This window comes from Facklamia sp. HMSC062C11 (genome assembly GCF_001810675.1).
In the GTDB taxonomy this organism is placed as follows: Bacteria; Bacillota; Bacilli; order Lactobacillales; family Aerococcaceae; genus Facklamia; species Facklamia hominis.
This window is the reverse complement of record NZ_KV802415.1, coordinates 15,006-27,242: the sequence shown is the minus strand read 5'-3', so window position 1 is coordinate 27,242 and position 12,237 is coordinate 15,006. Positions and strand designations below refer to the sequence as shown.

The 12,237-nt window shown below is 42.1% G+C and carries 12 protein-coding genes; 2 read left to right on the top strand and 10 right to left on the bottom strand.

Annotated features, from left to right (window positions below):
- Positions 1-4: 4 nt before the first annotated feature.
- Complete coding sequence (locus HMPREF2758_RS07635; protein WP_070609830.1) at positions 5-772, bottom strand: alpha/beta hydrolase; 768 nt, start codon at positions 770-772, stop codon at positions 5-7.
- 99 nt (positions 773-871) lie between these two features.
- The gene (gene secG, locus HMPREF2758_RS07630) at positions 872-1,105 is read right to left on the bottom strand and encodes a preprotein translocase subunit SecG (RefSeq protein ID WP_006908971.1); all 234 of its coding nucleotides are present in this window, start codon (positions 1,103-1,105) and stop codon (positions 872-874) included.
- 197 nt (positions 1,106-1,302) lie between these two features.
- Between secG and HMPREF2758_RS07625 the strand changes: the two genes are divergently transcribed.
- Complete coding sequence (locus HMPREF2758_RS07625) at positions 1,303-2,781, top strand: SLC13 family permease (protein ID WP_070609829.1); 1,479 nt, start codon at positions 1,303-1,305, stop codon at positions 2,779-2,781.
- A gap of 15 nt (positions 2,782-2,796) precedes the next feature.
- Positions 2,797-3,069: a chorismate mutase gene (locus HMPREF2758_RS07620; RefSeq protein WP_016648197.1), complete on the top strand. Its 273-nt coding sequence runs from the start codon at positions 2,797-2,799 to the stop codon at positions 3,067-3,069.
- Between the two features lie 126 nt (positions 3,070-3,195).
- Here HMPREF2758_RS07620 and HMPREF2758_RS07615 read toward each other — a convergent pair whose 3' ends face one another.
- The 8 genes from HMPREF2758_RS07615 to serS form a co-directional block, all read right to left on the bottom strand.
- Positions 3,196-4,431: a peptidase U32 family protein gene (locus HMPREF2758_RS07615; RefSeq protein ID WP_016648198.1), complete on the bottom strand. Its 1,236-nt coding sequence runs from the start codon at positions 4,429-4,431 to the stop codon at positions 3,196-3,198.
- A gap of 23 nt (positions 4,432-4,454) precedes the next feature.
- Positions 4,455-5,375 carry a peptidase U32 family protein gene (locus HMPREF2758_RS07610; RefSeq protein WP_016648199.1) on the bottom strand — a complete coding sequence of 307 codons (921 nt, stop codon included), beginning with the start codon at positions 5,373-5,375 and terminating at the stop codon, positions 4,455-4,457.
- A 108-nt stretch (positions 5,376-5,483) separates the two neighbouring features.
- Positions 5,484-6,359, bottom strand: coding sequence for an ATP-binding cassette domain-containing protein (locus HMPREF2758_RS07605; RefSeq protein ID WP_016648200.1), 876 nt, complete (start codon positions 6,357-6,359; stop codon positions 5,484-5,486).
- Position 6,360: 1 nt separating this feature from the next.
- Complete coding sequence (locus tag HMPREF2758_RS07600; protein WP_070609826.1) at positions 6,361-7,236, bottom strand: ABC transporter ATP-binding protein; 876 nt, start codon at positions 7,234-7,236, stop codon at positions 6,361-6,363.
- Entirely contained in the window at positions 7,220-8,062 is an 843-nt protein-coding gene (locus tag HMPREF2758_RS07595; RefSeq protein ID WP_016648201.1) for an ABC transporter permease, read from the bottom strand. The genes HMPREF2758_RS07600 and HMPREF2758_RS07595 overlap by 17 nt, the downstream gene beginning before the upstream one ends.
- On the bottom strand, positions 8,059-9,021 hold the full coding sequence (locus HMPREF2758_RS07590; protein ID WP_016648202.1) for an ABC transporter permease: 963 nt from the start codon (positions 9,019-9,021) through the stop codon (positions 8,059-8,061). Before HMPREF2758_RS07590 ends, HMPREF2758_RS07595 begins: the two co-directional genes overlap by 4 nt.
- Positions 9,022-9,088: 67 nt before the next feature.
- Complete coding sequence (locus HMPREF2758_RS07585) at positions 9,089-10,576, bottom strand: ABC transporter substrate-binding protein (protein WP_371440330.1); 1,488 nt, start codon at positions 10,574-10,576, stop codon at positions 9,089-9,091.
- 281 nt (positions 10,577-10,857) lie between these two features.
- Complete coding sequence (serS, locus tag HMPREF2758_RS07580; protein ID WP_070609824.1) at positions 10,858-12,138, bottom strand: serine--tRNA ligase; 1,281 nt, start codon at positions 12,136-12,138, stop codon at positions 10,858-10,860.
- Positions 12,139-12,237: the final 99 nt, after the last annotated feature.

The following is a 12,237-nucleotide window of genomic DNA, read 5'->3' as shown; positions in this document are numbered from 1 at the left end:
ATTTTTAAGTCAGAGCTTGAAGAAATGCCAAAACCGATTGATCAAAATCATGCCGTTTGGGGTTAGTGGGTATGCTGTGCGTATTATAAGGGAAATAGTGGAAATCCACCTCAGCCTGACTTAAATGAGCCTTTAATAAATAAGCATCCTGCGGATCGATCAATTCATCCTGACCCGATTGTCCAATATAAAAGGGCAAGTTGACTTGGGGCAAGCGAGGTTGAATCTCCTGCTTGATCTGTTCTAACTCAGCCATTTGTTGCCAATGACCTGCAAGAATATGATCATACTCTTCCATATAGTCTGCTTGCTCTCCACGAATCCGTGCTAATTTTTCACCTAAGTTCATAAAAGCCTGTGAAATATCAATGGGCTCCTTAGTCACTAAGGGGGCATTAAACACACCGCCTCCTGCCAGAGGATAGCGATGCAGGCTCAAAAGATCCCCCGCTAAAACACCACCCATTGATAGACCAAAAACAAACACCTGTTTAAAACCCTGTTGCAATAGCCATTCCAGGGCACTGTGGGCTTCTTGTTGCCAGATTCTTGGAGAATAGTTTAAAACGTTACGAATGTCTTGAGTGTCATGACCTGAAAAAAGAGGGATCAATACAGAATAACCTTGGCGATTTAATAAACGTCCCAGTAGATTCATATCCCGAGTAGATCCGGTATAAGCATGTAACAATAAGATCCCTACTTGATGATCAGAACCTGCAAAATATTTTGCCCCCTTAAATGGAAGCTCCTGTTGATTGTCTTGAACCAAGAAAAACCCTCCTGCTTAAACTAACTAATGCACTCCAATTATTATAATGAAAAAACGTACAAGTCGCCAATTATAGGGCTTGTACGTCTATTATTCCAACTATTTGGCTGAGAAATAAGCCAGCGCAATCGCAATTACGAAAAAGGCTATTCCTAAAACCGTTGTTGAACGAATCAAGAATGCCTCGAAGCCGCGCGCTTTTTGTTTAACGGTCCCGTCATCGCCACCCCCGGTTAAGGTTGAAGCGGCATTACTTTTTGACGGTTGCATAATAACAAATAGTATAATTAAAATAGACACCACCACTAGGGCGATTGTTAAAGCCTTGATCACTTTTAGTCCTCCTCACACAGTTTGGCTATCTGTCTAATTATAACATAAAAAAAGCCAGATGTTTATCTTTTAATACGATATCTTTCAAAGCAACACTCTCAATCGTAAGGATACCCAAAATATCTCTTGAATGGATAATTTACTGAAAATACGTTATCATAAAACCGACTTAATTTTACCATAAAGGAGCGATTCACGTGACCGATTCTCCCTCTACCTGGATCAAAAGATCCGCTTGCCTTATAGCTTTTGCCTTATTAGCGACCAGCCTGTTAAACGACAGCCTGCATTGGCAATTATTAGGCTTAGCCAGTCCCACTTTTTCTCTGATTGCTATTTTTTTGGCTAGTCTCATTCTTTGGCTCTTTGTGGCTATTGACTGGCCTTCGCTACTCTGTTTAATCTGTCTAGGCCTATTACCAGGAAGCTCTTTTACTGAAGTCTTCCAACTATCCTTTGGCAATACCACCTTCGTTTTTTTATTCTTTACCTTTATTCTGACTTTTGCCCTCCAGGATACCCCCTGTTTAAAGCGAATTTTAGCTAAAGCCCTCAATAGTCATTGGGCACAGGCCTCTACCCTTCGTTTTATTTTTGCCTTTCTAACGGCTTTACTCTTGCTAGCTTGTTTTATCTCTCCGACGATCCTCTTTATGATCGCCTTTTCGCTGTATGAAGAGATGGTTGAGCAATTCCGAGTTAAAAAAGGGGACCCTCAAGCATCTAAGCTCCTAGTAGCTCTCTTTAGTACGCTTGCTATTGGAACAGCTATGACGCCCATCAACCATGTCTTTGCCATCACTGCTATGGGAATTTATCAATCTGCCTTTGGTCAAGCTATTACAAACGCTCAATATATGACCTTTGCTATTCCGAGTGGACTTATTCTATATACTTTGCTTTGGCTATCCTTAGTCTTTATCTGGCGGCTAGATGTCTCCGATTGGCAAATTCAAAAAATCAAGAGTTTGCAGGCACTTCCTGATAGTGATTCCCATGAAAAGTGGGTCATGGCTATTTTTAGCTTAGTCGTAGCACTATGGATCCTACCTGAATTGCTGGCACCACTATTTCCAAGTATCGGCACCTTCTTCAAAAATGCTGGGATTGCCTTTCCGCCAATGCTAGGCGTGTTCCTATTAGCAACCCTGCGACCAAAGGGGAAAGCCTTAATTTCCTTGCAAACAGCCATTGCACAAGGGGTCTATTGGCCAAGCCTTTTAATTGTTGCCGCAACCCTAAGCCTAGGTTCCTTGCTGACTAATCCACAATTCGCGGTCACTCAGCTGATCCAAGATGCCCTAGGTCCAGTACTATCTCAATTAAGTCCATGGATGGTGGTTGGTGTCTTCATTATCTGGGCAGGGCTTCAAACGAATTTTTCATCGAATTTAGTAACTACCACCATGGTTACCACGCTCTTAACAACCTTAGTAACGGCCAACCCAGACCTAACCATTAATGCTGCTGTCATCGCTTGCTTGATCGGCTTTATGGCCTCCTTAGCATTAATGACTCCTCCTGCCATGCCCTATGTCGCCATATCGATTGGATCCGGATGGACCACCAATACCGACACCCTAAAATACGGGGGATGGATTTTGATCCTCAGCATCCTAATAAGTTGCTTCATCGCCTACCCGCTAGGAAGCCAAATTCTAAGTCAAATCCCTTAATGAAAGGAAGTTTTTATGTTCGACCAAGAAAGAAAGACCATTGATCACATCGACCGTCAAATCGTTGCTCTCTTTGAACAACGAACCCGAACTGTCGAAAAAGTAGCGGCGATTAAATTCACCAATCAATTACCAATTCTTGATGCCTCTCGTGAAGACCAAGTCATAAAAAAAGTCCAGTCTTACCTGACAGATCCTTCACTCAAAGAAGACCTGGCTGAATTATACATAGAACTCATGCGTCTATCCCGTCGCCATCAAGCAGACTGGATCAAGCATCAAAAATAATAACACAAAAGAGTGCGACAAAAGTGGTAACAACCACTCTCATCGCACTCTTTTTCATTCATTGACCGCTAGCTTATCACACAATAATCGTATTCTAACTCATTTAAACAAATCTTCTATTATTCATCAGTCAACCGCTTTGCGAATCATATCATGAGGCTTAACCGGGAAGTCCACCTTCATGGTTAAAATCTCCATGGGATGAGGTGCGTCAGGAACCGGCTCCCCTTGATCATTCCACAAGGGTCCCACTTGACTATAATGATGACGGAATCCCGGACCATAAAATTCGATCTCATCGCCAGTCGCAAACTTATACCGTTGTTGAATCTTCGCTAATTGTGTTGCAGGATCATAATCCAACACCTCGGCAACAAACCGATACTGAGCAATCTGACGAGGAGGACCAAAAATTTGTTCATTCTCCGTAGGACGACCGTAATAAAATCCCGTCGCCAACTCTCGTTGAGCCGTCTTCCATAATTCCTCAATCCATTCAGGATCTACTTGATAATTATCTGGATCCTCAAAATAGGTATCGATCGCCTTACGATAGACATTGACAACTGTTGAAACATAATGAATGGACTTCATTCGACCTTCAATCTTTAAGGAGTCAATCCCGGCATCAATAATATCTGGGATATAATTAATCATCGATAGATCCACCGCTGACATGGCAAAGGGTACTTCTTGACCTTGACTATCGGAATCTAGCATTTCTTTATCACCATAAATTGGCAAATCATAAAGCCCATACTTCCAACGGCAAGATTGACAACAGCCCCCTCGGTTAGCGTCCCGATGAGCCATATGATTAGATAATGTGCAGCGACCCGAATAAGAGATACACATAGCACCATGAATAAAAGCTTCAATCTCAACATCCGTATTGGCTCGGATTTCTTTCACTTCATCCATCGAGACTTCCCGACCTAATACACAGCGTGTTAAGCCAGCATCCTGCCAGAAGTTTAAGGTTTCATAATTGACAGCTGACTGTTGCGTTGACAAATGCATCTCTAAGCCTGGTGCTTGACTCGCACAAATCTGCATCAAGGCTGGGTCTGAAATAATGACGGCATCGATGCCAATATCTCTCAAGCGTTTAAAGAAATCGCCAGCCCCTTGTTCATTTCCCTCATGGGTCACCATATTCGCTGCTACATAGACTTTACGACCACGTTCATGAGCAAAAGCTACGGCCTCTTCCATTTCTTCATAAGTAAAGTTTCCTGCGCGACTACGCAAGCCATATGCTTCGCCTCCAATATAGCAGGCATCCGCTCCATAATGAATCGCGATTTTTAATTTTTCAAGCGTCCCTGCTGGAGCTAAAAGTTCAGGTTTTTGACCTTTCATTCGACTCACTTCCTTTCAAATGGTTATTTCACTAGGCCAGGCTCATGCAGGAAGAAGCCTGTCCCTAAACTACGGTTAGCTGGGTGATGAGCTTGGATACTTGCTTGCCATTGATCTAGCAATGCTTGATCCCATTCACCGGATTCAAGCGCTCGAGCAGCCTTTTGATAGACTTCAACAATCGCCACAAAATCCGATCCTGGACAATACAAACCGTCTAAGAACCAGTGATCAACCGAAGCTTGCTGCAATTGCGGTAAATAAGCCAATAAATTCAGGTCATCATTGGCAAAAATATGTGTGCCATGATCATCCTGATAGATGGAATAATGGGTTTCTGGCTTATTCGGTTCCGAAAGGAATAGATGCCGACCTTCAAAGGTCGCAGCATCATGGCCCACATAGGAAAAATAATTGGTTAATAATTCACGACGACTTTGATGAATACAGGCGGATCCATAGACTTGATAAATCAATGGAATCTCAGCCCCTTGGACCATTTCTTGCAATTCAAACAAAGGAACTTCGTGGGCTACCATGGAAGCAACGGCCCCATACTTAGCCCAAAAATTAACCTGCCCAGAGGAAGTCACCAAGACCGCTGCATCATAAATATAAGGCATACGATAGGCGTCTTCTTTTAAAATCTGAATTAAGCCGGTATCTCCCACTAACAACTTGTCAGCTCCCGTTTTTTTAACAGCAGCCAAGAAAGGACGGGCCTTTTTAATTTTTTCATTATGGAGAATCGCATTGGCAGCAACCACTACTTGTGTCCCTTTTTGATGGGCATAGTCACATACTTGCTTCATCTCTTCAAAGGTAAAATGGCCAGGAATCCGAAGGCCAAATTCAGCTTCACCGATAATCACTTGTGAAACACCCAAATCCACTAGGGCATAGGCTTGTTCAAGCGACTCGGCACTGGTAATTAATTCAATCATAAGACTCTTCTTTCTTTCATTGTGATTCTTCATCCACTAAGACAAAACAAAGACATTATATCATGACCTCATTGATATGCAAAACCTTCTCCACAACTCCAAGCTATATTAGACTAAGACGCCATGACCTGGCTCTACTTCTAGCCACTTTGTTCCAAGTTGAATCGGGGTTAATTCAGCGCCATCCCCATTCAAACGACGTTGTTTAGCCCGTTTAGGATCAGCAATCGGAATCGCACTCAAAAGTCGCTTAGTATAAGCATGTTGCGGATTCGAAAAAATAGCTTCAGTAGGTGCCAATTCAACAAGTTGTCCCTGATACATAACAGCCACTCGCTGAGAGATTGACCGTACCATGGCTAAATCATGAGAAATAAATAAATAGGTTAAATGCTTATCTTTTTGCAGTCGCATTAATAAATTAATAATCTGAGCTTGAATTGATACATCTAGCGCTGACACAGGTTCATCACAGACCACAAACTCGGGATCCAAGGCAATCGCTCGGGCAATCACAATTCGTTGTTTTTGACCGCCAGAGAATTCATTAGGCTTTTTCGAAAGATCAGCAGATCTAAAGCCCATTTCTTGTAAGATAGCTCTTGCTCGCTTTAGAGCCTCCGCTTTGGGATAGACTAACAACAAAGGCTCAGCCACAATCGAGAGAGCAGACAAATGGGGATTCATAGCTGACGAAGGATCTTGAAAAATTATCTGAAAAGCTCGACGCCGACTCAATTCTTCACGCAATTTATCATCTACTTCTTGTTCTTTATAATAAAGCTTACCGTCAGTCGCTTGCTCCAATCCTAGAATGACCTTCCCCAAAGTCGACTTACCCGATCCCGACTCGCCCACTAGACCTAGACATTCTCCAGTTTGAATGGTCAAATTAACATCTTTTAGGGCATGAACTTGGGCTTGTAACTGACCAAAAAGATTCTTTTTTTGATAAGTCTTTGAAATCTTCTCTAATCTTAACATCTTACCCCTCCTTCAATACCCGATGACCGGGTTCTATCTCAATAAGGCGACCGGCTTTTTCTGCTTCTGACAGACCAAAAGAGGTCATACTATATAATTCTTCGCCATTCACACCGCGAGGAATCGCCTTAATTAATTCCTGAGTATAAGGATGGGCCGGACGATAGAAGAGATCTTCCACACTAGCTTCTTCAACAATGACCCCATCGAATAGAACTTTGACCTCATCACAAACTTCCGCCACCACCGCCAAATCGTGAGTGACTAAAATAACACTCAGATCTTGTGTCGCTTGTTTCTTTTGAATCAAATCCAAAATCTGCTTTTGAATCGTTACATCTAAAGCAGTTGTTGGCTCATCGGCAATTAAGAGCTGCGGATCTTTTAAGAGAGCTAAGGCGATCATAACCCGTTGACGCATCCCACCTGACAATTCAAAAGGAAATTGCTTGGCCACCTGTTCAGGATGGTTAATACCCACCGCCGCTAATTCCTCAATGACACGTTGGTAGGCTTGATCTTTATCCATGGGATGGTAGCGATCAATCACTTCTAATAAATGATAATCAATCTTACGAAGTGGGTTAAGTGAAGTCATCGAATCTTGAAAAATCATCGAGATCGGCAACTTCAATAAGTTTCCCGTCACCGCTTGACCATCAAACTGGTAACTCGAATAATGAGCCTGCAAAGATTCAGGTAATAACCCCATTAGAGACCGCATCGTAATACTCTTCCCCGAGCCAGATTCACCCACCACTCCGGTGATCTTATTTTTTGAAAAATGCGTCGAAATACCATGAACCAACTCACGCTTGGCCATGGCCTTTTTATTTAAATGAATGGTTAAATTTTCAATATCAATAATCTTCGTCATGGATTTCCTCCATTTCATAGACTGTTTGAATCAATTGGCCTAACTGATTAAAAGCATAGATCGTCAACATAATCAGTAGACCGGGAATAATGGCCATATGAGGGGCACTTTGCAAGGAACTCTGAGCATTTTGCAATAAAGAGCCCCAAGATGCATGCGGTGGTTGTAGCCCAACACCTAGAAAGCTTAAAGAAGATTCTGTCATAATAGCCGATGCAATACTTGCAGTTGCTGCGACCAGAAGCGTTGGAAAAATTCCCGGCACGATATGCTTGACCATAATCTTCCATGCTGGCACCTTAATAAATTGAGCATAGATCACATAATCACGCTCCCGCATAGCCAGTGTCTCTGCCCGCATCAAACGAGCAATTCCCATCCAGGAAAATCCGCCAATCACAATAATGATAGAAGTTAATCCAGGCTTCATAAATACACTTAATACGATAACCAGCACTAACCATGGAATCGATGACAGAATATCAACCAATCGCATCAGGAGCGAATCAATCCAACCTCCATAATAACCCGAGACTAAACCTACAATCAACCCAATTAAACTCGTCGCGATCATCGACACAAACCCTACAAATAAGGACACACGACCACCATAGAGCACTCGAATAAAATAATCGCGCCCTAACTCATCCGTTCCAAACCAATGGTCTGCCGAAGGCCCTTGCATCATTGAAGTAACATCTGTTTGATTCGGATCGATCCCAAGAAAGGGTGCCAAGACCGCCAATAAAATCAGCAAAGTTAATAGAACTAAAGCCAGACCATATCTTGGATTCAAACGAAGCGCTCGTTTAATTTTTTTCATCATGCAGACTGACCTCCTTGGCGAATACGCGGATCAACAATCGTATAAAGAATATCTGCCAATAGATTTCCAATAATCACCAAGCTTGCCGATAAGAGCATCACAGCCATGATGACAGGATAGTCCAACTGCTTGGTCGCACTCATGAAATAAGGCCCCACGCCTGGCCACTGAAAGATCGTTTCAGAAATGATCGCCCCTGTAACTAACATCGGCAATGCAAAACCAATCTGAGTCACTAAAGGCAAGAGGACATTTCGACTAATATGTCGCCGAAAAATGCCCGACTTTGAAGCACCGAGAGACTTTTGCACTTGAACATAATCTTCATCCAATTGGCCTAAGGCCGACGACCGGATATACCGAGCTAAATCCGGGAAAATAGCCACCACTAAAACCAAATATGGCATAGCAAAGTGTTGCAAAAAATCAACCCAAGAATCTTCCTGGCCTACCGAGTGCATTCCCACAATCGGAAATAAGTCTAAACGATAACCCAAGAAGTAGATCATCAACATAGCAAACCAGAAAGGCGGCATGGAAATCCCTAAGGTATTAATATTATCCAACAGATGATCTAGCCAAGTTCCTCGATGACTTGCTGCCCATAAACCTAATATAATTGCCAGAATAAAAGCTGTCACATAGGCCGGCAAAACCAGTGAAATTGTATTTGGAATACGCTGGGCTAATTCCTGAGCAATGGGCTTTTGACTAATAATTGATACCCCAAAATCCCCTTGTAAAATATTCTTAACCCAATAAAGATACTGCATCAAAAATGGCTTATCTAATCCATGTTTGGCTTTAAGCAATTCCACTTGATGAGGTGACATATTTGGCGTCGTTATCGCATCAATGGCGTCAAAAGGCGCTAAATAAATCAATGAAAAAACAATAAAGGAAATTACAATCAATAAAGGGATGATCTGTAAAATCCGCTTTAGAATATATCGAAACATAAGATACTCCTTTGAAATGGACAAGCGCATGAGGAATAGAGCCACATGCGCTTATCACTGATTATCATTAATTGAAGGTTAACTTAGACATATCTTCCATGGTATAAATCGGAACAAACTTCGCTGCTTCGACATTACCAATGCGCTTATTGACCGCAAAAATCCGTTGATTATCAACCATTGGGAAGATAACCGCAGAATCAGCCACCTCTTTTTGCAATTGGTGATAGATCTCTTGACGCTTGTTGTCGTCTAATTCTTTTGCCCCTTGTTCGAAGAGTTGGTCTACCTTCTCATTGGCTAGATTAAAGGTGTTATAAGAACCATCTGACTTATATAAAGCGGCATAGAAGTCTGGATCGGTCCCCATAATATAGCCTCCGATAAAGAGATCATAATCTGTTTGATCATCTTTAGCCAAGGTTGAATAGAGGCTGGCTCCATCCACACCCTTCAATTCTACCGGAATCCCTGCTTGTTGCAGATACTGTTGAATCAAAGTTGCTTGAATGGTTTGATTTGGATCATCTGCAGTATAACCGAGAGTTAGATTAACTTGACCGGCATCCGATTCGTTTAACAAGCTCTTGGCTTTTTCAAGATCTTGTTGGTACTGTTCTACCTCATCCGTGTAGTAAGGATTGTGAGGAGGTAGGAAAGAATATACATTATTGTAGTATTTAGAATCTAAATAGATTGCTTGATTTAATTCATCCCGGTTCAGCGCAAAGAAAATAGCTTGACGTAATTTTTGATCCTTAACTGTATTTGCGTTGACCCCAATGTAACCTACACGGTTTTCTGAATAGGGATAGCTAGCAATCTGGTCTTCATCAAAATCTGCGATTTCCTTTGGCATAATAATCGCTGCATCAACTTCCCCTTTTTGCAAGGCAACTTTCTTAGTGTCTGCATTAGAAATAATTCGGAAAACGATATTCTTGATGTTAGCAGGTCCTCCGTAATAAGATTCGTTGGCTTCAAAGGAAAGGTATTCGCCACGACGATATTCTTTCAATTGATAAGGGCCTGTTCCTACCGGTGCAGCCTTTAATTCATTCACTGAAAAATCTGCTTCCTGTTCAAAAACATGCTTAGGCATGATGTAAGTCTCTGTGGCGATATTATTAACCGCTGCCGCATTAGCTTCTGGTAAGTGGAAGACCACTGTATGATCATCCTTGGCTTCAACTTCAATGGCTTGATCACCAATCCAGAGTGAATCGGCATTTCCATTAGCTTTATCTGCCTTTTTCTCATAGGTGAAGACAACATCCTCAGCTGTAAATGCTTGACCATCCGACCACTTAACATCATCTCTCAAGCTAACCGTAATCGTCTTGCCATCCTCAGACACTTCTAAATCCTTGGCTAACTCATATTTTTGACTTCCATCCCCTTCGACGCGGATTAAGGGTGAATAGATCATATTTACCGTTGTTAAACCCCAACGATCTGAAACGGTAACCGGATTGAGTGACATTGGATCTCCATCAATGGCATATGTAAAGGTGTCTTCCTGAGCGCTTACCGGCATCATAGGTGCCAATACCATTAACAATAGCCCCAATAAAAGTATTAATTTATTTTTCTTCATAATAGCCTCCTTATACTTTTCGATACACTTGAATAAGCAATCATTCAAGCAGTGGTTTTATTGTACATAGAATCCGTCCATGGGTCAAATAAAAGATCTTAAATTACAGACAAAATTTAAAAAGAGGCAATGACCGATTGGTCATGCCTCTTTAACTCTTCCTCTTGAGGTCTAGCTCCTAAGTAGCATACTTTATTGATCGATTGCAACATGTGCAAACAATCCCCCTATACCATGAATTAAGCGGGAGTAATTTCTGTAATACCGCCCATATATGGTACAAGCACTTCTGGGATTTTGACACTGCCGTCTGCTTGTTGATAATTTTCTAAGATGGCTACCACAGTCCGTCCTACAGCAAGACCAGAACCATTTAAGGTATGGACATAATGCAGCTTATCTTGATGGTCACGGTAACGAATCATGGCGCGACGAGCTTGGAAGGCTTCAATATTCGAGCAAGAAGAAATCTCTCGGTAAGTTGCTTGACCCGGTACCCAAACTTCTAAGTCATAAGTCTTAGCCGCTGAGAAACCAAGATCCCCAGTACAAAGATTTACTACCCGATAAGGTAGATTCAATGCTTGAAGAATTCCCTCAGCATTCGCAACCATCGCTTCTAACTCATCATAAGAGTGATCAGGATGCGCGAATTTAACCATCTCAACCTTATGGAATTGATGCATCCGGATTAATCCTCGAGTATCCCGTCCGGCTGATCCAGCTTCAGAACGGAATGAAGGTGACATAGCAGTGAACTTAATCGGTAAGTCATCCTCACTTAAGATTTCATCGCGGTAGTAATTAGTTAAAGGCACTTCCGCCGTTGGAATTAAGACATAATGACGGTCATCGTTCACCAATTCAAAGGTATCTTCCTTGAACTTAGGATATTGTCCCGTTCCAAACATAGAATCTTGATTGACAATATAAGGAGGAATTACTTCAGTATACCCTTCAGCCAAGTGCCGGTCTAACATGAAGTTGTATAAGGCCCGCTCCAATCTAGCACCTAAGCCCTTGTAATACACAAAACGTGCCCCAGTGACCTTACTTGCCCGATCAAAATCTAAAATACCCAATTTTTCACCAATATCCCAGTGATTCAAGGGTTCAAAGTCGAACTCAGGTTGTTGACCCCAGCGCCGTACTTCTTGATTGTCTGCCTCATCAGCCCCTTGTGGAACCGACTCATGAGCTATATTTGGCAAGCGATGTTCAATATAGGTCAATTGGTCTTCCACTTCATTTAATTGACCCTCTAAGCCTGAAATTTCTTTACCTAACGCTTGCATCTGACTAATCTGTTGATCAGCATCTCCCTTTTGCCGTTTGATCTGTGCGATTTCTTGTGAAACTTGGTTCCGTTCCTGCTTCATCGCTTCCAAGTCGACCAGGATCTGACGCCTTTTTTGGTCTAAATCTTTAAACTCAACTAAAGTTTCTTGCTTTACCCCTCTTAAACTTAACTTCTGACTCACTTCTTCTAGATTTGCTCTTAAATATTTACGATCTAACATCCTACTTCCTCCTTTTTAATCAAAAAAGAGACCCTCCCGATATTTGGGACGAAAGGTCTCTGATTCCGCGGTGCCACCCTATTTTAAAAGCCTTGCTTT

Bases quoted from the DNA above. Each gene is read 5' to 3' on its own strand.
- HMPREF2758_RS07585 (WP_371440330.1), bottom strand. From the start codon at position 10,576: ATGGTATTGGCACCTATGATGCCGGTAAGCGCTCAGGAAGACACCTTT.
- HMPREF2758_RS07615 (WP_016648198.1), bottom strand. From the start codon at position 4,431: ATGAAAGGTCAAAAACCTGAACTTTTAGCTCCAGCAGGGACGCTTGAA.
- HMPREF2758_RS07605 (WP_016648200.1), bottom strand. From the start codon at position 6,359: ATGTTAAGATTAGAGAAGATTTCAAAGACTTATCAAAAAAAGAATCTT.
- HMPREF2758_RS07610 (WP_016648199.1), bottom strand. From the start codon at position 5,375: ATGATTGAATTAATTACCAGTGCCGAGTCGCTTGAACAAGCCTATGCC.
- HMPREF2758_RS07620 (WP_016648197.1), top strand. From the start codon at position 2,797: ATGTTCGACCAAGAAAGAAAGACCATTGATCACATCGACCGTCAAATC.
- HMPREF2758_RS07600 (WP_070609826.1), bottom strand. From the start codon at position 7,236: ATGACGAAGATTATTGATATTGAAAATTTAACCATTCATTTAAATAAA.
- HMPREF2758_RS07595 (WP_016648201.1), bottom strand. From the start codon at position 8,062: ATGATGAAAAAAATTAAACGAGCGCTTCGTTTGAATCCAAGATATGGT.
- serS (WP_070609824.1), bottom strand. From the start codon at position 12,138: ATGTTAGATCGTAAATATTTAAGAGCAAATCTAGAAGAAGTGAGTCAG.
- HMPREF2758_RS07590 (WP_016648202.1), bottom strand. From the start codon at position 9,021: ATGTTTCGATATATTCTAAAGCGGATTTTACAGATCATCCCTTTATTG.